Below are 20,326 nucleotides of genomic sequence, written 5' to 3' on the forward strand. Positions count from 1 at the left end.
GCCGACCTTCGACTTTACTGTTTTAATCCTGAGTCAGCCTTATCGGTGCCGCATTGACGCGCCAAACTGATCCCACACAGGAACCCGGGGTAGCTGCCTCGATACGAGCAGGAATAATAACATGAAGGTTAAATCTCGCTTTCTCAGCGCCGTTGTTGCGGCCACGCGAGAACAGGCACCGGAAATGCCGTGGAAACGGGTTTCCAGTTCTTCGGTCAGGGTCGCGCGCCGCTTGGCACGCCAACGCTGACCAAAAGCCCAAGGGACCATGCTGCCGGTTCCAAGGGTCAAGACGCACATCGGAGGGGTGCTCCGGGCCGATGTGTGACTAACCGCTGAAATTTCCAGCGGCGATGTTTAGGGGTGTGTGTGCGCAGGTAATTTCCGCCTGCGTTTTAGTGAGTTTGTCTGGGGGGTCAGCGTGTTGACCAAAGAAAAGCGTAAATTCATTGCCTTGCAACGTCTGCAAGGCGTGCGACCTGCGATCGCTATCTCCCTGAAGACAAAAACAATGCCATTCAGGTTGCCCTGTACGGAGGGCTCTGCCCGTCTGAGTGTTGTTTTAGAGGGGACAGAATAAAAATGACAATTCCACATTCTTTGGCGCGCGCAGCCAGAAATGCGGTCGAAACTTCGGCCATGCTGCACGAAATCCCGAGGACAAAAGCAAGACCAAAGGCACAGTTGCGACGCTATGAGGTCAGCACCTTGATGCCGAACGGAGATGTTTCGCAAACCCGTCACATCGCCCCGGCATTGCCCATGTTCGAAGACGCCTTCTGCGCCTTTACACGCGGATCCCTAGTAGAAAGCGAACATGGCCCATTGGCAATCGAAGATTTGCTTCCGGGCGACTCGATTCTGACACAGGACGGTGCCTTGCAAAAAGTGCTTTGGAAAGGATCGGTGACCCTGATTCCCGGACGCGAGGACTCGCGTGGCCGAACACGCCCGCTAACTCGGATCATGGCTGATACATTTGGGATGCAAAAACCGTTGTCCGGCGTGATTGCGGGACCCGCAGCTCGTCTGCTGGGCACACCTGCGCATCTGCGCCATTTACACGACGGGGGCGAGATTCTGACCCCTGTCCATGAATTCCAGGACGGTATGAGCGTGATCGAAACATTGCCGCCGACCCCGATTGAGCTGTTTCACATCTGCCTGAAACGTCATTCGGTCATCAAGGTCGATGGCCTGCAATTCGAATCATACCATCCGGGAGTCAATGCCGCACGCCAGGTTAGCCAATCGCTCAGATCGATCTACTTGAACTTGTTTGCGCATATCGAATCGTTGAGCGATTTTGGTCCACTGGTTCTACCACGCGCAGGAGACGGTGAGATAAATGCGCTTTCTGCGTGACAACGAAAACTAACTGCAATGTGGGGGCATTATGCAGCTGATAATTAGTTGGGTTCTATCATTAACGGTCGCTGCTTTTCTGCCGCCGTCAAAACCGCATCAAAAGCGAATGATGTTCACGCCGTCCGGTTCATTCGTTCTTCCAGAACGTCGAAAGGAACGCCCGGTTCGTCCTTGGCGCCGCGAATAACCAGCGATGTTTTTACGCTGGCTACATTGGGCGTGGTCAGCAACTCGCCCGTCAGGAACTGCTGAAAACTGCTCAGGTCGGGGGCGACGCATTTCAGGATAAAGTCAACCTCACCGTTCAACATGTGGCATTCCCGAACCAGCGGCCATTCGCGGCAGCGTTCCTCAAATGCGTTAAGTTCGGATTCGGCCTGGCTTTCCAACCCCACCATGGCAAAGACCTGAACCTCGAACCCCAACTCGCGTGAGTTCACATCGGCATGGTAGCCGCGAATAAGCCCGGATTCTTCCAACGTACGCACGCGCCGCAGGCAAGGCGGCGCTGAAATACCTACGCGTTTTGCCAACTCGACATTGGTCATGCGACCATCTGCCTGCAATTCTGCCAAAATCTTGCGGTCAATCTCATCCAGCCGTATCGCGACCATGAAATGCTCCTAATTTTTCGGTTGTTATATCAGCACCCGACCAATGCGCAATTATCTTTCGCACCTGCGCAATATTCTATATTTTCAATGTTCTTTTTTTGGGCACCTTGCCGCAAATGCATGACTGCCTGTCAAAAGGTTGGGGGTTTAAGCCCTGCGCGACGCTCGCTATATCCATCCGTCAGGGGCCACGCGCCCCAATCAGGCAGATCGAGTTGGGGGTACTATGGCCGAAACACGACACACCAGGGTTCTGATCATCGGATCGGGACCGGCCGGTTACACGGCCGGCGTTTATGCAAGCCGCGCGATGCTGGAGCCGATTCTGGTTCAGGGCATCGAGCCGGGTGGCCAACTGACCACAACGACCGAGGTCGAAAACTGGCCCGGAGACACCGAGGTTCAAGGCCCCGACCTGATGGTGCGTATGCAGGACCATGCCAAGGCGATGGGCTGTGAAATCATCGGTGACATCATCAACGATCTGGACGTCAGCAAACGCCCGTTCACCGCAACAGGCGACAGCGGCACGGTCTACACAGCTGATGCTGTCATTCTGGCCACCGGCGCGCGCGCCAAGTGGCTGGGGCTGCCGTCGGAAGAGAAATTTAAGGGCTTTGGCGTTTCGGCTTGCGCGACCTGCGACGGGTTCTTCTATCGCGGGCAGGAAATCGTGGTGATCGGCGGCGGCAACACCGCTGTCGAAGAGGCGCTGTTTCTGACTAATTTTGCCAGCAAGGTCACTTTGATCCATCGTCGTGATGAGCTGCGCGCGGAAAAGATCCTGCAGGACCGGCTGCTGAAGCATGAAAAAATCGAACCCCTGTGGTTCCACGAGTTGGAAGAAGTGACCGGCACCGATGCCCCGCTGGGTGTCGAAGGTGTGCGGGTCAAAAACGTGAAGACCGGCGAGATTACCGAGATCCCCTGCAAAGGCGTTTTTGTCGCGATCGGACACGCACCTGCCAATGAACTGGTCAAGGACTCACTGGAAAGCCATATGGGCGGCTATGTCGTGACCAAGCCAGGTTCGACCGAGACCTCGGTGCCGGGTGTATTTGCCGCCGGGGATCTGACGGACCATATCTACCGGCAGGCTGTGACCAGCGCCGGCATGGGATGCATGGCCGCACTGGATGCCGAGCGTTTCCTGGCCGAACAGGATTGATCTGATGCTGGAATTCTCCGGCCCGGTCTGGAGAATTCTTTTTCTGACGCAATTGGACGCCCCTTTGGCCCCTGCTCGGGCGCCAAAGGGGCGTTTTCATTACTCGGGGCAGACGGCGCTTTACGCCTCGCTCAGCGCAGAAGGTGCTGGGGTCGCTATTCGAAGATATGTTTCGGCGGGCGATCCACCACGGGTCTTACAGCGGGCAACCGTGACAGGCGCAAAACTGGTCGACTTACGTGGACAGCGCGAGGCATCGGTCGTTTGGCAAGACATTCACGCCAAGCAGGGCACCTCGCCGACATGGAGCTTCTCGGACCGCGCGCGTGACGCAGGCGCTGACGGGTTGCTATACAGCTCACGCTCGCGCCCCGAACTCAGCCACATTGTCCTGTTCGACCCGTCTCCTTCGCTGATCCGTGTGAATACGCCGTCAACAGATTGGACACCGCCCTATCCGCAACCTGCGCTTGACCGCTAAGCTGCGGCGTATCAGACTCGGCCTCAGGCGAGACCAACGCAGGTGATCTGATTGAAAACTGTTCTGTGGCAAGGCGGGTGGGCAACCCGGCTGAGGATCGGCAGCGGCCTAGTTCTGTTCGCCTTTGCGTTCTTTCACTTCATCAACATCGGCCTTGGTCTGTTTCACACAGACTACCTGCATGGCATGCAGGATGCCCGGCATGTGATCACACGCCACGATGTCGGCAGCATAATACTCTATGCTGCTCTTTTAATTCACGCGGGGTTAGCCCTGTACTCGATCAGCCAGCGCCGGACTTTGCGCATGCCGTTCAGCACAGGGTTGCAGATGGTTCTGGGGTTGTTGATCCCACTGCAGCTGATCTCGCATATTGTGCAAACGCGCTATGCGAACACGGTCTACGATGTGAACGATGAAATGGGCTATATCATCGTGCTGATGTGGCCCAGCTACGCGGTCTGGATGCAAAGCCTGCTATTGCTGGTGGTGTGGGTACACGGCTGTATCGGACTGCACATGTGGCTGCGGCTGACCCGCTGGTGGCCCAAGCTGGTGCCATATCTGATTGGCCTGGCTGTGTTTGTTCCGACGTTTGCCCTTGCCGGAGTGCTGACGGAAGGGCGCCGGATCTGGGCTGATTTTGCAGACCCGTTTTTGCGCGAACAATATATTGAACATTACAATTGGCCCTCTCCCGAAGACTTCCAGCACCTGTTCAGCGTAAAAGACAATGCGCTCATGGCGTTCTGGGTGGCCCTTGGCGCATCCCTGGCGGTTTTTGCGATCCGCAAGCTGTGGCGCCGCCGACATTCCGTGCGCGTCAAGTACGCTCAAGGTCCTGAGGTCGTTGCCGAAAAAGGAATGACCCTGCTTGAAATTTCCCAGGCCAACGGCATTCCACACACGGCGCTATGCGGTGGCAAAGGGCGCTGCACCACCTGCCGCGTGATTGTCGAGGCGGGCGGGGATCAACTGCCCGAACCTGGTGAGGTCGAAGCCCGAAGCCTAGCTGCGGTCAGCGCCCCAGCGGGTGCCCGGCTGGCCTGTCAAATCCGACCGATGGCTCCGATCACAGCGTTTCGCATGTTCCGTCCAGATGGCGCCCGTCACCGGGCACATGCAAGCCAGGGTCAGGAACGGCAATTGGCGGTCCTGTTTCTGGACATGCGCGGCTTTACCTCGCGCACCGCTGGCCAACTGCCCTATGACATCGTTTTCCTGCTGAACCGCTTTTTTGACGCCATCGTTCCGGCGATCACGGCTGAGGGCGGAGTGGTCGACAAATACATGGGCGACGGTCTGTTGGCCGTGTTCGAAACCGCCGACGCGCGAAGCTCTGCGCGTGCCGGGATGAAAGCGGCCATTGATATCAGCCTTGCCTTGCAGCGTTTCAACCAGCAGCTGGAAACAGAAGGCAGCCCGCGGATCCGCATCGGAATGGGCCTGCATCTGGGGGACCTTGTTCTGGGTGAAATCGGTGCCGCAGGCCACGCCGCCCGTACAATCATCGGCGACACCGTAAATGTGGCCAGCCGGTTAGAGGCCGAAACCAAAACCCTGGGGTGCGAACTTCTGGTCTCGGAAGAGTTATTGCTGGCGGCAGGATATGACGGCGATATGCGGCAGGTTCGCCCATTCGACCTGCGTGGCGTGACGCGCCCGATTCCTGCCCTGCCCGTCCCCAAAGCCGCAGATCTGAACGCCAGTGTTGCTGCATAAGAACACTCGCTCTCAATTCTGCGGAATTGTTGCCCGCCTCGGGAACCAGCTTCGCAGTTTGCCACACAAACAGGAATATCCTTCCATTGCGCGGAAAAACCGCGCATATCGTCCTTTGTTTCACCAAGGTATATGGACTTCACCCAAAAGCCGGGGCAAACGCCCCTTAATCACTGGCAAAACAGCACTTCGATAAGAGTATTCCTATGACGATGTTAAGTAACCTGGCCCCAATCCCCGAATTGTTCGTGTCCTACGATTCAGCACAGAAACTGAAGGTGGAAGCCGCAGATCTGACCAGCTGGGACCTGAGCCCGCGCCAGATCTGCGATCTGGAATTGCTGATGAACGGCGGGTTCAACCCCCTCAAGGGGTTCCTGAGCCAGGCGGACTACGACAATGTCGTTGAAAACATGCGGCTGGCCGACGGCACCTTGTGGCCGATGCCCATTACTCTGGACGTAGACGAGGCGTTCGCCGACAAAATCGAATTGGGCCAGGACATCGCTCTGCGTGATCAGGAAGGCGTCATTCTGGGCACCATGACAGTCACGGACCGCTGGACGCCTGACAAGGCACGCGAGGCCGAAGAAGTCTTTGGTGCAGATGACGACGCCCACCCGGCGGTGAACTACCTGCACAACGTCGCGGGCAAAGTTTATCTGGGGGGTCCTGTGGTCGGTATTCAACAGCCGGTCCATTATGACTTTCGCGCGCGCCGCGACACTCCGAACGAGCTGCGCGCCTATTTCCGCAAAGTCGGCTGGCGGCGTATCGTGGCGTTCCAGACCCGCAACCCGCTGCACCGCGCGCACCAGGAATTGACCTTTCGCGCCGCGAAGGAGGCGCAGGCCAACCTGCTGATCCATCCAGTTGTGGGCATGACCAAACCTGGCGACGTCGACCACTTTACCCGCGTGCGCTGCTATGAGGCAGTGCTGGACAAATACCCGGCCTCGACCACATCAATGTCACTGCTGAATCTTGCAATGCGCATGGCAGGCCCGCGCGAGGCCGTCTGGCACGGGCTGATCCGCGCAAATCATGGCTGCACCCACTTTATCGTCGGCCGTGACCATGCGGGCCCGGGTAAGAACAGTCAGGGCGAAGATTTCTACGGCCCCTACGATGCGCAGGATTTGTTCCGCAAATACCAGGATGAGATCGGCGTAGAGATGGTCGATTTCAAACACATGGTCTACGTGCAGGAACGCGCGCAATACGAGCCGAACGATGAGATTCTGGACAAGGACAATGTCACTATCCTGAATATTTCGGGCACCGAGTTACGCCGCCGTTTGCGTGAAGGTCTGGAGATTCCGGAATGGTTCTCGTTCCCCGAAGTTGTACAGGAACTGCGCAGCCGCTTCCCACCCCGTTCGCAGCAGGGATTCACGGTGTTCTTCACCGGCTTTTCAGGCTCGGGCAAGTCGACGATTGCCAACGCGCTGATGGTCAAACTGATGGAGATGGGCGACCGCCCGGTTACTTTGCTGGATGGTGACATCGTTCGGAAAAACTTGTCGTCAGAGCTGGGCTTTTCGAAGGAACACCGCGACCTGAACATCCGCCGCATTGGCTATGTAGCCAGCGAGATAACCAAGAACGGCGGCATCGCAATCTGCGCCCCGATCGCGCCCTATGCCACGACCCGCCGTGCGGTCCGGGAAGAGATCGAGCAATTCGGCGCCTTCTGCGAGGTTCATGTGGCCACCACCATTGAGGAATGCGAACGCCGCGACCGCAAGGGACTGTACAAGCTGGCCCGCGAAGGCAAGATCAAAGAGTTCACCGGAATCTCGGACCCTTATGATGTTCCCGCGGACCCCGAACTGAGCGTCGAGACCGAAAATGTCGAGGTCGACAACTGCGCCCATCAGGTTCTGCTAAAACTGGAAAGCATGGGTCTGATTGCAGCATCCTAATTGCTACAACGAACAAGCAAAGCGGCCAGCAGTGGCCGCTTTTTTTGTTGGATTGACAAGCGCACGCTGCCTTGGTGCAAATGCAGACCCTAACCAAAACGCAATGTGCCCATGACCCGCGACCTGCCTGCAATTGCCAGTTTCTGGTTTGGTTCAGACTTGAGCTGGCTCGAGGCGTTATGCATTCAATCCTATCTGGATAACGGTCACCGGTTTATACTGTATACCGTGCATGACATCCAAGGCGTGCCTAACGGTGCCGAGATACGGCCCGCTTCTGATATCCTTTGGCCCGCGCCATTTGATTTCAAACCGGAAGACCGGTTGGGGGTCGCAGTATTTTCTGACATCTTTCGGCTGCGGCTGATGCAGAAAACCGCATTTATCTGGGTCGATCTGGATGCCTATTGCGTCAAGCCATTCGACTTTTCTTCGTCTTACGTTTTCGGATCGTCGCAATCAGGCACCTTTCCCAACGGCGTCCTGCGGCTGCCGGAAGGTTCAGAGACACTGGCGTTATGGATTGACTTCGTGACCTCTGCCAACCCAACTCAGCCCTGGCGCGGCGGTCGGCTGCTTCGAAACAATCGCAGGCGCATCCGAAACGGTGAAACCTGGGGCATTGAAACACTGCCCTGGGGCAGCTCTGGCCCCAAGGCGCTGGAGTTCTTTCTGCGCCAGACTGGCGAAGACAGCCACGCGATGCAGCCGGAAGTGTTCTATCCTTTGGACAAGGATCAGCTATGGCAACTGCACGATCCGCGCATTTCCACGGCCGAGATCGAACGGGATAAGGTGCATTCAGTCCACATCTACGGACATCAGAAAAAGTTCATGGCAGGCAAAACCGCCGGGCTGCCGGTCAGCGGATCATATCTGCAGCGGCTTTGCCTTCGACATGGGATCGACGCCTCGGCGAATCCGATCTTGCCGACGGGATGGCTGGCCCCGCGGCCATCGGACCACTAGGCCGCGTTTATCTGTTCGCGCAGGGTCCGCACCGCACGGCCTTCAAAGTCACCGAACTCTGCCGCCTTGCTTTGCGCAGCTTTCATATGCGGCAGGCGTTCGGCATAGTCGTCAGCGGACAGGCTGTTGATCGCGCGCTGAATGTCGGCCTCGGATTCACAGAGGATCATACCGGCTGTGTCCATGAAGTCCCCTATATTCGGACACCCCCAATAGATCGGGACCGTTGAGCATAAGATCGCATCTGTCAGCTTTTCCGAGAAATAGTTCTTCTCGCGAACATTCTCGATCACAACGGAATAGCGATACGGGGCCAAGCCGTCGGATTTGCGGTCAAATGGCGTGTATCCCCGCCCCATGATATCAACGTCAGCACCCGTTTCCCGCACCCAGTCAATCACCGAATGGCGCAGTTGGTGCCCCTCCAGATCGCGTTTGGCTGAGGCAATTAGCGAGCAGGACTTCGTTTTCTCTACGTTGAGGTCACGCCAATCCGGCACCATCGTCACGCCGTAGGGCAGAAACACCGCATTGGGAAGGTTTCGCAACAGCACATCATGAAACGTCATCACCCGAAAGAACCGCCGCCATGTGTAGCGGAGCATCTTGTCGTGCTTGGCGTGAATGGCCGACGGTTCGCCCATCATCAGCGAAATCCGGGCGCGGGTGCCCCGGCGCAGGCGCAAATGCACGGTAGAATTGGGATACATAATCAGATGGTCGGTACGCTCAAGATCGCCAACTGTTTTGCCCATCAAGCGCTCGGGGCACCCTTCGGGCCAGATCAGATCGGACAATGGAACCGAAGCCAGTTTCGGCCCTAATCGATGCCCGTAAGGCAGGATGGCGATCGCGGGTTCGGTCATGACAGTTGCCCGGGAAAATTGACCTGACCGCGCATTAGAATATAGCCGCGACCCGCCACCTTGATACCGGTCATTGCATCGGCGGGTCCAACGCGTGTAACGGTCGCTTGGCCGGGGCGGCCCAAATCGTGGCCCTGTTCTGCCGTAAACGTATCTTTGGGCATCAAACCATACTTCCACAGGTAAGCTGCCATCGCCCCGGTTGCTGATCCCGTGAAGGGATCCTCGGGCGGGCTGGGCGGCAGCATCAACAGACGTGAGAATGTGTCGCCCGCCTCGGTCGCACCTTCCAGCGTCACAAGGAAGGGCTCGGCCATGTCCGACCCCGAATACCCGCCTGCTTCGATCACTTTTCGCAAAGGTTCTTCAACCAACTTCGCGGCGCGCAAGGCTTCATGATCGCGCAATACGGTGACACAAAAGGGCAACCCTGTGGATACCATCTGAGGTGGGGAGATGATCGCGCTTTCCGGCAGGCTGATGGCGGCGGCAACCAGATCGGCAGGAACCATCGCACCAAATTGCGGGGGAACCTGCGTCATCTCAATCTCATCACCATTGAGTTGGATGGAAACGATCCCTGCCCCGGTGTCCAGTGTCAGTGCATCCCCCTGAAACAGCCCACGCGACCGCATCGCCGCGACAGTGGCAATGGTTGGATGACCCGCAAAAGGAATTTCACGGCTGGCCAGAAAATAGCGCACTTGGAAGTCGGCCACGTCAGACGGCCCGGTAAAGGTACATTCGACCAAGGACGTTTCGCGCACGTAAGCCGTGCAGACATCTTTGGGTAGGACGGCCCCACCATGCACCACGGCGCATCCATTGCCACCAAAGGCGCGGTCGCTGAATGCGTCCACCCAGTCAAAATCAAACCAACTCATGTTTGGTGCCTCCGCCCTGCGAACCCGTATTGGTTCGCATATCTCACCCGTGGGGCGGCGGATGTCACGGGAAAATCACACGCTGCGGGGGCCGTTTTAGTGCACGGCCACCGGGGAAAAGTCATGTTCGCGCGCCAGAATAAAGGCCAGCTTGCGATCTGCGACCAGGGCCAGTTGCTGACCATCTGAGTCATGCACAGCGTAGAGCTGATCCAGATCACCGGCCTGTTCACGCAATTCGCGCGGCAGGTCAGCAACATCGACAGCTTTTACATAGACGATCCGGTCGCCTTCGGTGTTGATTTCAATCGGTGTATTCATTGCTCTTACCCCTTCCGTATATTGATTGTCTGAACCACGGTTTCAGGCACGGCGCGGGTCAGATCCACATGCAGCAGACCGTTTTCCATGATCGCCTCGCCCACTTCGACACCGTCCGCCAGCACAAACATGCGCTGAAATTGACGCGCCGCGATGCCGCGATGCAGAAAGATGCGCCCCTCGCTATCGTCGCGTTGACGGCCCCGGATCACCAGTTGGCGATCCTCGATGGTAATCGACAGGTCCTGTTCCGCAAAACCGGCCACAGCCAGCGTGATGCGATAGGAAAAATCCGAGGTCTGTTCGATGTTATAGGGCGGGTATCCTTCGTTTCCGGCCTTTGCAGACCGTTCCAGAAGGCGTTCCAACTGCTCGAACCCCAAAAGATGCGGGTATGAGCCAAGAGTAAGTTTCGACACGTATTTTCGTCCTTTATTGCCAAAGCGACGTGTGGTGCGGTCCCGTTCTGGCAACCGCGTATGATAGAATATGGGAATATGCAGGGATGTCCACAAGGTCTGGCCGGATAAACCCTGACACACTATCTTGTGTGGAAAGCACCACAACAACAACCGAGTCGTCCATGAACGCGCCCACTGACATTTCAATGAAAACAGATGAAGTTCTTCGGGTCGAGCTGGAGGTCTTTCGCCGCCAGCACCGCGATCTGGACGAGGCGATCGAAGCGCTGCAAGCCACGGGGACGTCGGACCAGTTAACGATCAAGCGGCTGAAAAAGCAGAAACTGCGCCTTAAGGACATCATTCGCCTGATCGAGGATCGACTGACCCCGGATATCATCGCCTGAAGGCCCTGTACCGCATTGCCAGATAGGCCGATTTGGCTATAGTGCGCGCTCTTTCGGCAGGCAAGGGCGACAAGCGGATGAGCGATGTGAAAGTGGGGATCATCATGGGCAGCCAGTCGGACTGGCCCACGATGAAAGAAGCCGCAGACATTCTGGATGAACTGGGCATTGCGTATGAAAAACGCATCGTTTCGGCCCACCGCACCCCTGATCGCCTTTGGGACTATGGCAAAACCGCCGTTCAGCGCGGCTTGGATGTGATTATCGCGGGTGCGGGCGGTGCTGCGCATCTGCCTGGGATGATGGCCTCAAAAACCCGCGTGCCGGTGATCGGTGTGCCTGTGCAGACGCGGGCCCTGTCCGGCGTCGATTCGCTGTATTCCATTGTGCAGATGCCCAAAGGTTTTCCGGTGGCGACCATGGCTATCGGCTCGGCCGGTGGGGCCAATGCCGGGTTGATGGCGGCCGGTATCCTTGCTCTGCAAGACCCAGCGCTGGCTGATCGTCTGGATGCCTGGCGCGCGGCCCTTTCGGCCTCGATCCCCGAGGAACCGCAGGGATGAGCCGTATCGGCTTCATCGGAACCGGACATATTGCAGCCCCCATTGCGCGTTTTCTTGCGGCAAAAGGGCACGAGATCGCCGTGACTGAGCGCAACGCCACAGTCTCGTCCGAACTGAAAGCTGAACTGGATATCGTGGTCGCGAACCCACAAGCGGTTCTTGACGCATCAGATATCGTTTTTCTTTGCCTGCGCCCCCAAATCGCCCCGGAAGTATTGGAACAGCTAAACTTTCGCTCGGATCAGCAGATCGTGTCAGTGATGGCGGCTGTATCGGTGGATCAGCTTGCCGCGTTATGCGCCCCCGCAACTGACTTTGTACAAACGATCCCATTGGGTTTTCTTCAGCAAGGTGGATGCCCGCTTGCAGCGTTCGGAAACGACGCCTTGCTGGCTGAATTGTTCGAGCCCGAAAACCCGGTCGTCAAGGTATCCAACGAGACCGCGCTGAATGCACATTTTGCCGTCTGCGCCATGGTCCCGGGCATTCTGGACGTGTTGGCAACGGGTGCCGAGTGGCTGGCCGAGCAAACGGGCGACGCGGATGCCTCAGAGTTTTATACGACACAGCTGCTATCCGGGTTTCTGCACACAATGCAAACTGGGCAAGCCGGGCGTTTGGCCGAAGAACGGGACGCGCTGGCAACTGATGGAACACTCAGCCTGCAAATGACGCAGGCCTTGCATGCGGGCAACGCACATGATGCGCTGCGCTCGGCCCTGCAGGCGATTGGAAAAAGGTTGGAGACTGATTGATGACGGACATGCTTGCTCCGGGGGCGCGGATTGGAATTCTGGGCGGTGGCCAATTGGGCCGGATGTTGTCCGTCGCAGCGGCCCGGTTGGGCTTTGTAACCCACATCTTTGAGCCAGGTGCCAACCCACCCGCCGGTCAGGTGGCGGAGCATGTGACGACTGCAGCTTATGATGACGCTGCGGCACTGAAGGCCTTTGCCGAGTCCGTCGATGTCATCACCTATGAATTCGAAAATATCCCGACCGAAGCGCTGGACCTGTTGGAAGCACATTGCCCTATCCATCCGGGGCGCGAGGCGCTGCGTGTCAGTCAAGATCGACTGACCGAAAAGACTTTCCTTGCCGGGTTGGGTTTGAAAACAGCGCCGTTCGCCGACATCACCGATCTGGACAGCCTAAAGGCAGCGATTGACCAGATTGGCACGCCAGCCATCCTGAAAACCCGTCGCTTTGGCTATGACGGCAAGGGGCAGGCGCGCCTGCGCGGCCCCGAGGATGCCGAGGCCGCACTGGCCGATATGGCAGGCACGCCCGCAATCCTCGAAGGGTTCGTCAATTTCAGCCACGAGGTATCGGTCATCGCCGCCCGCAGCATCGACGGTCAAGTGTCCTGTTTCGACCCCGGTGAAAACGTGCACCGCGATGGCATCTTGCACACCACCACGGTACCCGCCCGCCTTGCCCCGGCGCAACGAACCGATGCTGTTCTTCTGGCCGCCAATATCTTGAACGCGCTGGATTACGTCGGTGTCATGGGGGTCGAACTGTTCGTCACGTCAGAAGGGTTGATCGTGAATGAGGTTGCGCCTCGGGTGCACAACTCGGGTCACTGGACACAGAACGGCTGCGCGGTGGATCAGTTCGAACAGCATATCCGCGCTGTGGCGGGATGGCCCCTGGGTGATGGTCAACGCCATTCGGACGTGGTCATGGAGAACCTGATCGGTGATGATATGGACCGTGTGCCGGAATTGGCACGGGAACGCGACGTGGCGCTTCATCTCTATGGCAAGGCTGAGGTCAAACCGGGCCGCAAGTTGGCGCATTTCAACCGCATCACGCAGTGACTCAGCCCACGAACCGTGCGGCGATATCGCCGGACATGAAACTAACCCGCCCACCAGCCAGCGTGGCGGCGACGCGGTGGGACCGAGCATCAAGGATCACTAGGTCTGCGCGTTGACCCGGGGCGAGCGTGCCCCGGTCCTGCAACCCAAGAACCCGTGCCGGACCGGAAGAGACCAACGCCCAGGCTCCGGCCAGATCCAACAGACCGGATTTGGCCAGCATCAAAGCCGCGCGCCTGGGACTGGGGTAATGGTAATCCGAGGCGAGCGCATCACACAGCCCCATCGTGATCAGATCCAACGCGCTGACGTTGCCCTTGTGCGATCCGCCACGCACCACGTTGGGTGATCCGAGAATAACGTGATCCCCAGCAGCCCGTGCAGCCTCGGCTGCCTCTAGCGTTTCTGGGAATTCCGCGATCTGCGCCCCCCGCGCCCGCCAATCGGCGCGGGTTTGGGCGGTTGCGTCGTCATGACTGCCCATACGGACACCCTGCTCGGCCAGCGCCGTACAGAGCGTGTCCAAGGCAGCGGGCACATCATCCCGGCGGGCATGCATGGACAGCAGCATCTCAAAATGTGCGTCCGGATTGCGCCCTGCCTTAAGCGCCTGCCCCGTTAAACGTGGCGGCTTGCGCCCCTCGGCCAACCGGTCATGCGGCAAGTGGTCGTTGAACACGACATAGGGCACCTGCCAATCGGCGATGCGTTCAGGCAGGCTGGAGTATTCCGCCAGCATGTGTGTTTCGAACCGTAGCTGAGGCAGCAGATCGGTGACGACGCGATCTTTGACCGACGCGATAGCATCAAAAACTTGGCCAGCGAATTCAGGGCCGCGTACGCCGCCCTCCCAACTCAGGAACTGGGCCAGAACCGCCGTCGTGATCCCGTTGGCGGCCAGTTCAGCCTCGACCGACAGGATGCCCTCGTCCATCTGCTTCATCGCACCGCGGCGCGGTGCGATGTGACGCTCGAACCCGTCGCCGTGCAGGTCGATGATACCGGGCATCACAAGATATCCCGACAGTTCGATTGTTCGGCCAGCGCGGTCCTCTTGCACGATCCCCTCAGAAATGGACAGGTCTGCACGAGTCATCCCTTGGTCCGGCAACAAGACCTCTGCGCCGGATAAAGTCAGAGAAAGTGCAGTCATTGGGAAGGCTCCGACGCGGGTTCCGAACAATCCTGCCCGATGCAGATTTCGTCGATGATTTCCATCACCCCGTCCAGCCATGTGATCTGTGGGTCAAACTGTCCAAACTCGATGAAATGCAGCGCCTGCGCCATCACGCGGGGGTTGTTCATCATGAAAGTGTGGGTCACTGGCAGAACGATATGGTCCGCCATCCCGTCGACCTTGGTGGTCTCAACCGAGACCTTGCCGTCATCCGAACCGTCAATCATCGACGAAAACAGCGGGTTCAGCGAATTCTCACCGGCGATGACACCCAGTTCGAAATCCGCAGGCGGCAGTTGCCTTGGGATACCTTCGGGGCCCGTCCCCAGCGCCAGGCCAGCCGGGCCATTCAGCATCCCGAACACCTCATACGCGCTAAGTTCGTCCACTAACTGACTGCCCTGATTGGGCGGGCCGAGCATGACGACGCGACCCAGATTCTCCGGATGGTTATCCTGTAGCCAATAGCGCAACAGGATGCCGCCCATCGAATGCGCAACCACATTGACTTTGTCGTCGCCACATTCGGCAAATGCATCTGGCAGCGTCTTTGCAGCCAGTTCGGGAATAGGCAGGTCCGTGGACGGATATCCCGGGCGCACAACGGTGTAACCATGCGACTTGAACAGCTGTTCCATGACGGTAAAGGACGCTTCGGTCCGTGCTAGCCCATGCAGCAGGACCACGCATTTTGCCTGCACAATGGCAGGTACAAAGAACAGAAAGAGGGCAAGCAAGTAACGCATAGCCGCCAGATAAGGTCTAACGTCCAGCGAATAAACCCCTACCGCGGCGTCCTGCGCAGAACGGCCAGTGCAATTCCGCCCAATACCAGGCCCGCCCCCAGGATCAGGCGCAGACTGGCGGCCTCACCCAGCAGGAGGATACCGCCAATAATGGCTATGATCGGAACGCTGAGTTGCACGACGGCCGCCGTTGTGGGTGTCAATTCCCGCAGAACCTGATACCACAGCGCATACCCCATCCCCGAAGTAACCGCGCCGGCCAACGCGGCCAGCAAGTATCCGTTAGCGGTCATTTGCCAAGCCCCTCCTGTCGCCAACAAAGCCAGCGTTGTCACGGGCAATGCCACGACAAAATTGGCCGCAGTGCCGGATAAGGCATCAGGTTCGGACTTGCCAACCAACGAATAGATTGCCCAGCCGATCCCGGCGGCGATCATCAGGACAGCCCCGATCGGGTTGACCTGTATCGATCCGGACGGCCACAGCACGTAGACCAACCCCAGCAATGCGATTGCGGCGCCCGCGATCTGTCGACCAGTGGGCAGAGTACCTTTCACTGATGTCACAGTGAACATCGTCACCTGCACCACCCCGAACAGTATCAGCGCGCCAAGACCCGCATCCAGCGTCAGATAGGCGATAGAGAATCCGATCATGTACAGGGACAACGACCCCGCCCCGGCAATCCTGCGTCGGTCAAACAGGGGCAAGTGGCCAGCCTTTAGAAGAACCAACCCGGCTAGCACCACTGCGCCAGCTAAGACCCGCACCACGGCAAAGGCGGCAGGATCGCTGGCGCCACTATCAATCGCCAGACGATTAAGTATCGAGTTGGACGCAAAGGCGCACATCGTCAGGCACGTGAGTAGGAACAGTTTCATATCAACCGCATAGCCGGTTTCGGCGCGTTTTGCACACTCACATTCCCGCGGGTGGTCCGCAAAACGGAACGGGGCCGCCCGAAGGCGACCCCGTCCCTATATTTTAAGGCTTCCCCTTCGGCGGCTTGGCCTTACAGCCAAGCGCCTGTCGGGACCGTCAGAATTCGCCGAGGCGAATTCGACGTCTTACATCATGCCGCCCATGCCGCCCATGTCGGGCATGCCGCCGCCAGCAGGCGCGCCGTCTTTGGCAGGCTTGTCAGCAACCATTGCTTCGGTGGTGACCAGCAGGCCAGCAACCGACGCCGCGTCTTCCAGTGCGGTACGGACAACTTTGGCCGGGTCGATCACGCCGAACGAGAACATGTCGCCATATTCTTCGGTCTGAGCGTTGAAACCAAAGGCCGCTTCCGAAGATTCGCGAACCTTGCCTGCAACAACTGCGCCGTCGACGCCCGCGTTCTCAGCAATCTGGCGCAGCGGCGCTTCGATGGCTTTACGCACGATATTGATGCCTGCGTCCTGATCAGCGTTTGCGCCTTTCAGAGTGTCCAGTGCTTTACCGGCCTGAACCAGCGAAACGCCACCGCCCACAACAACGCCTTCCTGAACGGCTGCGCGCGTTGCGTTCAGAGCATCGTCAACACGATCTTTACGCTCTTTCACTTCAACTTCGGTCATGCCGCCGACGCGGATAACAGCAACACCGCCTGCCAGTTTGGCAACGCGTTCTTGCAGCTTCTCACGGTCGTAATCCGACGAGGTTTCTTCGATCTGAGTGCGGATCTGAGCAACACGTGCTTCGATCTCGGCTTTCTCGCCAGCACCGTCGACGATGGTGGTTTCGTCTTTGGTGATTTCGATCTTCTTGGCGGTGCCCAGCATGTCCATGGTGACGGACTCGAGCTTCATGCCCAGATCTTCGCTGATGACCTGACCACCGGTCAGGATTGCGATGTCCTGCAGCATGGCTTTGCGACGATCGCCGAAGCCCGGTGCTTTGACAGCAGCAATTTTCAGGCCGCCGCGCAGTTTGTTAACAACCAGAGTTGCCAGCGCTTCGCCTTCAACGTCTTCTGCAATAATCAGCAGCGGCTTTTGCGACTGGATCACTTGCTCCAGCAGCGGAACCATCGGCTGCAGCGAGGACAGTTTCTTTTCGTGCAGCAGGATCATGCAGTCGTCGAGATCTGCGATCATTTTGTCTGCGTTGGTGACGAAGTAAGGCGACAGGTAGCCACGGTCAAACTGCATGCCCTCGACAACATCGGTCTCGGTTTCCAGACCTTTGTTTTCTTCGACGGTGATAACGCCTTCGTTGCCAACCTTCTGCATCGCGTCTGCGATTTGCTGACCGATTTCGGCTTCGCCGTTGGCCGAGATGGTGCCAACCTGAGCGACTTCAGCCGAGTCTTTGACTTCACGCGCCATCTCTTTGATGCCTTCAACGACCTTGGCAGTTGCCAGGTCGATGCCGCGCTTCAGGTCCATCGGGTTCAGGCCAGCAGCAACCTGCTTCAGACCTTCTTTGACGATCGACTGAGCCAGAACAGTTGCAGTGGTGGTGCCGTCGCCGGCTTCGTCATTGGTGCGGCTGGCGACTTCTTTCACCATCTGCGCGCCCATGTTTTCGAACTTATCTTCCAGTTCGATTTCCTTGGCAACCGATACACCGTCTTTGGTGATGCGCGGTGCGCCGAAGGATTTGTCCAGAACCACGTTGCGGCCTTTGGGGCCCAGGGTCACTTTGACAGCATCGGCCAGGATGTTCACACCTGACAGCATGCGGTTGCGGGCATCGGTGTCGAACTTGACGTCCTTAGCAGCCATGTTGTTTCTCCTTGAGAAAAATGTTGGAAATGAAGATCAGAGAAGCGCGGGCGCTTACTCGATGATCCCCATGATGTCGCTTTCTTTCATCATCAGCAGCTCTTCGCCGTTGACCTGAACCTCGGTGCCCGACCACTTGCCGAACAGGATCTTGTCGCCAGCTTTTACAGCCATTGCGATCAATTCGCCGCTGTCCTTGCGTGCGCCTTCACCGGTCGAAACGACTTCGCCTTCGCTGGGCTTTTCTTTTGCACTTTCGGGAATGATCAACCCGCCTGCGGTTTTTTCATCGCTTTCGGTACGACGAACCAGCACGCGGTCATGAAGCGGTTTCAATGCCATCTTTGCAGCTCCTTGGGCTCAAAGTTTATCTATCCTCCCCTCGCCTTTCAGCGAGGCGTTAGCACTCGGTAGTAGAGAGTGATAACGACGCATAGCTAGGGGGTCGAAATGACCGAGTCAACAAGTTGCCTAAATATTTTTCGCACGTAGAACCACAAACCGTCCGGTTTACTCGGCGCCCTAGCTAACTAAGGTGATGGCGACCACATTTGACCAAGGCAGATTCGATGCGTGGGCTCCGGACAATCACAACTATCTTGTTGTTTTTAATTACTATTACTGTTGGTTTAGCCACATCAGCACAGGCGCAGACCCTTACCGAAACGGTCCAGAGGTGGGAGCGCCGCCTTGATGCCCGGATCGGGCTGCTGCTTTATGATCCCAGCAACGAATGGGAGGTTTCATACCGCGCCGATGAGCTGTTTCCGATGTCCAGCACGTTCAAACCGCTCTTGTGCGGCGCTGTGCTGGCAGAGGTGGACGCAGGTACGGAAAGCCTGTCAGATCACGTCACGTACCAGTCAACGGATCTGGTAGATTACTCCCCTGTCACCAGCAAACATGTTGAGACCGGTATGACTGTCGGCGCGCTATGCGAAGCAACGATGACGATTAGCGACAATGCTGCGGCCAATCTGCTGTTGCGCCGTCTGGATGGGCCTGCCGGACTGACCGAGTTTCTTCGGACAAACGGCGACGGCATCACCCGCCTGGATCGATGGGAGACGGTTCTGAATGAAGCCACTCCAGGCGATCCGCGCGACACTACAACGCCTCGGGCAATACTGGCAACGCTGGATCGGTTGCTATTTGACCGGGCGCTCTCACCCGCATCCTCCGCTCAACTCAGGCAATGGATGATAGACGATCAAGTGGCCGACGGGCTTATCCGCGCGCACGTGCCTGACGGGTGGACGATTGGGGACAAGACCGGTGCCGGAGGCCACGGCAGCCGTGCGATCGTTGCCTTTCTGCAGACACCCGAGCCCCGCACCTATCTGGCCGCCATCTATCTGACCGAAAGCGATGCGCCATTTCCTGAACGCAACGCCGTCCTTTCAGATATAGGCCGCGCCATGATTGCCGAAATCGCCGCACGACCTGACTAGTTCGCATCTTCCCAGCTATAGGCCCAGTGCTTCAACCCTTCGGCCCCCGTAGCCGACAGCGCATAGACCCCCTTATCGACCTTGTCGAACCACCCGTAGTGATTGTCCCGCATCAGGCGCGTGGCCTCGGCGACGCCGGTGGATTGGGCGACGTCCGCCCCCTTTGTCGCGCCGCATTCGGCCAGATGGGCTGCACATTTCAGCGCGTCCTGACGATAGGCCGTCACGATCCCGTGCCGGGTGGCCCCACCTGCGTTGGGATCACCTTCAAGCCGGTCAAATTCACGCAGCAGACGAGCCGCTTTTGCTTTGTTTTTTCGCGGCGCATACGGGCCCGGGTCACATTGCACCTCGACCGCACCGTCGGCACGTACAGTGATCAGACCAAGGCCAAGCCTGCGGCACAGCGCCAAATTGTCCTTTAACGCACGCCGCGCGGTTCGCCCCTTGGGTTTGCACACACCGATATAGACCTGGTCAGTCACCCTTAACCGCGTGATTGCCTGATGAAACAGCGCCAAGGAGAACCGTAGCTTCAGCTCAACAATCACCGGCTTATCGCCATCCCGAACAGCGACGATATCGGCAGCGCCAACTTCGCCTTTGACGGTATAGCCCTGACGCTCGAACAGCGCCTTGATCGGCGGGTATAGATCCTGCTCGCGGTCCATTCCGCCATGCTATGCAAATTTGCCGCGAAAGCCAGCCATCACCTGCATCTGGCTTGAAT

Annotated in this window: 23 protein-coding genes; 12 read left to right on the forward strand and 11 right to left on the reverse strand. The window is 58.0% G+C overall.

Features of this window, described 5'->3' with window-relative positions:
• Positions 1-121 precede the first annotated feature (121 nt).
• Together QMP16_RS06960 and QMP16_RS06965 are read left to right on the forward strand one after the other, a co-directional pair.
• Positions 122-250, forward strand: a complete 129-nt coding sequence (locus QMP16_RS06960; protein ID WP_255415383.1) for a hypothetical protein — start codon at positions 122-124, stop codon at positions 248-250.
• A gap of 332 nt (positions 251-582) precedes the next feature.
• Entirely contained in the window at positions 583-1,365 is a 783-nt protein-coding gene (locus QMP16_RS06965; RefSeq protein WP_282151767.1) for a Hint domain-containing protein, read from the forward strand.
• A 116-nt stretch (positions 1,366-1,481) separates the two neighbouring features.
• On the opposite strand, the gene QMP16_RS06970 is transcribed toward QMP16_RS06965, so the two are convergent.
• Positions 1,482-1,982: an Lrp/AsnC family transcriptional regulator gene (locus QMP16_RS06970; RefSeq protein WP_058275538.1), complete on the reverse strand. Its 501-nt coding sequence runs from the start codon at positions 1,980-1,982 to the stop codon at positions 1,482-1,484.
• Between the two features lie 226 nt (positions 1,983-2,208).
• Here QMP16_RS06970 and trxB point away from each other — a divergent pair, with 226 nt between their 5' ends.
• From trxB to QMP16_RS06995, 5 genes are all read left to right on the forward strand, one after another.
• Entirely contained in the window at positions 2,209-3,150 is a 942-nt protein-coding gene (gene trxB, locus QMP16_RS06975) for a thioredoxin-disulfide reductase (RefSeq protein ID WP_282151768.1), read from the forward strand.
• A gap of 4 nt (positions 3,151-3,154) precedes the next feature.
• Complete coding sequence (locus QMP16_RS06980; protein ID WP_282151769.1) at positions 3,155-3,631, forward strand: RES family NAD+ phosphorylase; 477 nt, start codon at positions 3,155-3,157, stop codon at positions 3,629-3,631.
• A 51-nt stretch (positions 3,632-3,682) separates the two neighbouring features.
• A complete protein-coding gene (locus QMP16_RS06985; RefSeq protein ID WP_282151770.1) occupies positions 3,683-5,353 on the forward strand; it encodes an adenylate/guanylate cyclase domain-containing protein in 1,671 nt (556 codons plus the stop codon).
• Positions 5,354-5,559: 206 nt separating this feature from the next.
• Positions 5,560-7,278, forward strand: coding sequence for a bifunctional sulfate adenylyltransferase/adenylylsulfate kinase (locus QMP16_RS06990; protein WP_282151771.1), 1,719 nt, complete (start codon positions 5,560-5,562; stop codon positions 7,276-7,278).
• Between the two features lie 111 nt (positions 7,279-7,389).
• Positions 7,390-8,247: a hypothetical protein gene (locus tag QMP16_RS06995; protein ID WP_282151772.1), complete on the forward strand. Its 858-nt coding sequence runs from the start codon at positions 7,390-7,392 to the stop codon at positions 8,245-8,247.
• On the opposite strand, the gene QMP16_RS07000 is transcribed toward QMP16_RS06995, so the two are convergent.
• The 4 genes from QMP16_RS07000 to QMP16_RS07015 form a co-directional block, all read right to left on the reverse strand.
• Positions 8,244-9,113 carry a glycosyltransferase family 10 gene (locus QMP16_RS07000; RefSeq protein WP_282151773.1) on the reverse strand — a complete coding sequence of 290 codons (870 nt, stop codon included), beginning with the start codon at positions 9,111-9,113 and terminating at the stop codon, positions 8,244-8,246. The genes QMP16_RS06995 and QMP16_RS07000 overlap by 4 nt on opposite strands.
• A complete protein-coding gene (locus QMP16_RS07005) occupies positions 9,110-9,997 on the reverse strand; it encodes a PhzF family phenazine biosynthesis protein (protein WP_282151774.1) in 888 nt (295 codons plus the stop codon). The genes QMP16_RS07000 and QMP16_RS07005 overlap by 4 nt, the downstream gene beginning before the upstream one ends.
• A 96-nt stretch (positions 9,998-10,093) precedes the next feature.
• Entirely contained in the window at positions 10,094-10,318 is a 225-nt protein-coding gene (locus QMP16_RS07010; RefSeq protein ID WP_282151775.1) for a DUF1150 family protein, read from the reverse strand.
• 5 nt (positions 10,319-10,323) lie between these two features.
• Entirely contained in the window at positions 10,324-10,737 is a 414-nt protein-coding gene (locus QMP16_RS07015; protein ID WP_058280036.1) for an Hsp20 family protein, read from the reverse strand.
• A 164-nt stretch (positions 10,738-10,901) separates the two neighbouring features.
• On the opposite strand from QMP16_RS07015, the gene QMP16_RS07020 reads away from it, so the two are divergent.
• The 4 genes from QMP16_RS07020 (at position 10,902) to QMP16_RS07035 (ending at position 13,511) form a co-directional block, all read left to right on the forward strand.
• A complete protein-coding gene (locus QMP16_RS07020) occupies positions 10,902-11,126 on the forward strand; it encodes a YdcH family protein (protein ID WP_058275529.1) in 225 nt (74 codons plus the stop codon).
• Between the two features lie 77 nt (positions 11,127-11,203).
• Entirely contained in the window at positions 11,204-11,689 is a 486-nt protein-coding gene (gene purE / locus QMP16_RS07025; protein WP_058276051.1) for a 5-(carboxyamino)imidazole ribonucleotide mutase, read from the forward strand.
• Positions 11,686-12,444 (forward strand): NAD(P)-binding domain-containing protein, encoded by a 759-nt coding sequence (locus tag QMP16_RS07030; protein ID WP_282151776.1) that lies wholly within the window; start codon positions 11,686-11,688, stop codon positions 12,442-12,444. Before purE ends, QMP16_RS07030 begins: the two co-directional genes overlap by 4 nt.
• On the forward strand, positions 12,444-13,511 hold the full coding sequence (locus QMP16_RS07035; protein ID WP_282151777.1) for a 5-(carboxyamino)imidazole ribonucleotide synthase: 1,068 nt from the start codon (positions 12,444-12,446) through the stop codon (positions 13,509-13,511). Before QMP16_RS07030 ends, QMP16_RS07035 begins: the two co-directional genes overlap by 1 nt.
• Position 13,512: 1 nt before the next feature.
• Here the strand turns inward: QMP16_RS07035 and QMP16_RS07040 are convergent, their stop codons facing one another.
• The 5 genes from QMP16_RS07040 to QMP16_RS07060 all read right to left on the reverse strand — a co-directional run bounded on the left by QMP16_RS07040 (position 13,513) and on the right by QMP16_RS07060 (position 18,487).
• Positions 13,513-14,664 (reverse strand): alpha-D-ribose 1-methylphosphonate 5-triphosphate diphosphatase, encoded by a 1,152-nt coding sequence (locus tag QMP16_RS07040; protein WP_282151778.1) that lies wholly within the window; start codon positions 14,662-14,664, stop codon positions 13,513-13,515.
• Positions 14,661-15,434: an alpha/beta fold hydrolase gene (locus QMP16_RS07045; RefSeq protein ID WP_282151779.1), complete on the reverse strand. Its 774-nt coding sequence runs from the start codon at positions 15,432-15,434 to the stop codon at positions 14,661-14,663. The genes QMP16_RS07040 and QMP16_RS07045 overlap by 4 nt, the downstream gene beginning before the upstream one ends.
• 38 nt (positions 15,435-15,472) lie before the next feature.
• Positions 15,473-16,315, reverse strand: coding sequence for a DMT family transporter (locus tag QMP16_RS07050; protein ID WP_282151780.1), 843 nt, complete (start codon positions 16,313-16,315; stop codon positions 15,473-15,475).
• A 186-nt stretch (positions 16,316-16,501) separates the two neighbouring features.
• Positions 16,502-18,145: a chaperonin GroEL gene (groL, locus tag QMP16_RS07055; RefSeq protein ID WP_058275524.1), complete on the reverse strand. Its 1,644-nt coding sequence runs from the start codon at positions 18,143-18,145 to the stop codon at positions 16,502-16,504.
• A gap of 54 nt (positions 18,146-18,199) precedes the next feature.
• A complete protein-coding gene (locus QMP16_RS07060; RefSeq protein ID WP_058275523.1) occupies positions 18,200-18,487 on the reverse strand; it encodes a co-chaperone GroES in 288 nt (95 codons plus the stop codon).
• Positions 18,488-18,714: 227 nt separating this feature from the next.
• Here QMP16_RS07060 and bla point away from each other — a divergent pair, with 227 nt between their 5' ends.
• Positions 18,715-19,596 (forward strand): class A beta-lactamase, encoded by an 882-nt coding sequence (gene bla, locus QMP16_RS07065; protein ID WP_432653397.1) that lies wholly within the window; start codon positions 18,715-18,717, stop codon positions 19,594-19,596.
• Here the strand turns inward: bla and QMP16_RS07070 are convergent.
• The gene (locus tag QMP16_RS07070) at positions 19,593-20,267 is read right to left on the reverse strand and encodes a DUF2161 domain-containing phosphodiesterase (RefSeq protein WP_282151782.1); all 675 of its coding nucleotides are present in this window, start codon (positions 20,265-20,267) and stop codon (positions 19,593-19,595) included. The two genes, bla and QMP16_RS07070, sit on opposite strands and share 4 nt — an antisense overlap.
• Positions 20,268-20,326 lie beyond the last annotated feature (59 nt).

This window comes from Ruegeria atlantica (genome assembly GCF_947495585.1).
In the GTDB taxonomy this organism is placed as follows: domain Bacteria; phylum Pseudomonadota; class Alphaproteobacteria; order Rhodobacterales; family Rhodobacteraceae; genus Ruegeria; species Ruegeria atlantica_G.

Excerpts from the sequence above, each read along its gene's own strand:
- QMP16_RS06960 (WP_255415383.1), top strand. The coding sequence starts at position 122 with ATGAAGGTTAAATCTCGCTTTCTCAGCGCCGTTGTTGCGGCCACGCGA.
- QMP16_RS06965 (WP_282151767.1), top strand. The coding sequence starts at position 583 with ATGACAATTCCACATTCTTTGGCGCGCGCAGCCAGAAATGCGGTCGAA.
- QMP16_RS06970 (WP_058275538.1), bottom strand. The coding sequence starts at position 1,982 with ATGGTCGCGATACGGCTGGATGAGATTGACCGCAAGATTTTGGCAGAA.
- trxB (WP_282151768.1), top strand. The coding sequence starts at position 2,209 with ATGGCCGAAACACGACACACCAGGGTTCTGATCATCGGATCGGGACCG.
- QMP16_RS06980 (WP_282151769.1), top strand. The coding sequence starts at position 3,155 with ATGCTGGAATTCTCCGGCCCGGTCTGGAGAATTCTTTTTCTGACGCAA.
- QMP16_RS06990 (WP_282151771.1), top strand. The coding sequence starts at position 5,560 with ATGACGATGTTAAGTAACCTGGCCCCAATCCCCGAATTGTTCGTGTCC.
- QMP16_RS06995 (WP_282151772.1), top strand. The coding sequence starts at position 7,390 with ATGACCCGCGACCTGCCTGCAATTGCCAGTTTCTGGTTTGGTTCAGAC.
- QMP16_RS07000 (WP_282151773.1), bottom strand. The coding sequence starts at position 9,113 with ATGACCGAACCCGCGATCGCCATCCTGCCTTACGGGCATCGATTAGGG.
- QMP16_RS07005 (WP_282151774.1), bottom strand. The coding sequence starts at position 9,997 with ATGAGTTGGTTTGATTTTGACTGGGTGGACGCATTCAGCGACCGCGCC.
- QMP16_RS07010 (WP_282151775.1), bottom strand. The coding sequence starts at position 10,318 with ATGAATACACCGATTGAAATCAACACCGAAGGCGACCGGATCGTCTAT.
- QMP16_RS07020 (WP_058275529.1), top strand. The coding sequence starts at position 10,902 with ATGAACGCGCCCACTGACATTTCAATGAAAACAGATGAAGTTCTTCGG.
- purE (WP_058276051.1), top strand. The coding sequence starts at position 11,204 with ATGAGCGATGTGAAAGTGGGGATCATCATGGGCAGCCAGTCGGACTGG.
- QMP16_RS07030 (WP_282151776.1), top strand. The coding sequence starts at position 11,686 with ATGAGCCGTATCGGCTTCATCGGAACCGGACATATTGCAGCCCCCATT.
- QMP16_RS07035 (WP_282151777.1), top strand. The coding sequence starts at position 12,444 with ATGACGGACATGCTTGCTCCGGGGGCGCGGATTGGAATTCTGGGCGGT.
- QMP16_RS07040 (WP_282151778.1), bottom strand. The coding sequence starts at position 14,664 with ATGACTGCACTTTCTCTGACTTTATCCGGCGCAGAGGTCTTGTTGCCG.
- QMP16_RS07045 (WP_282151779.1), bottom strand. The coding sequence starts at position 15,434 with ATGCGTTACTTGCTTGCCCTCTTTCTGTTCTTTGTACCTGCCATTGTG.
- QMP16_RS07050 (WP_282151780.1), bottom strand. The coding sequence starts at position 16,315 with ATGAAACTGTTCCTACTCACGTGCCTGACGATGTGCGCCTTTGCGTCC.
- groL (WP_058275524.1), bottom strand. The coding sequence starts at position 18,145 with ATGGCTGCTAAGGACGTCAAGTTCGACACCGATGCCCGCAACCGCATG.
- QMP16_RS07060 (WP_058275523.1), bottom strand. The coding sequence starts at position 18,487 with ATGGCATTGAAACCGCTTCATGACCGCGTGCTGGTTCGTCGTACCGAA.
- bla (WP_432653397.1), top strand. The coding sequence starts at position 18,715 with ATGCGTGGGCTCCGGACAATCACAACTATCTTGTTGTTTTTAATTACT.
- QMP16_RS07070 (WP_282151782.1), bottom strand. The coding sequence starts at position 20,267 with ATGGACCGCGAGCAGGATCTATACCCGCCGATCAAGGCGCTGTTCGAG.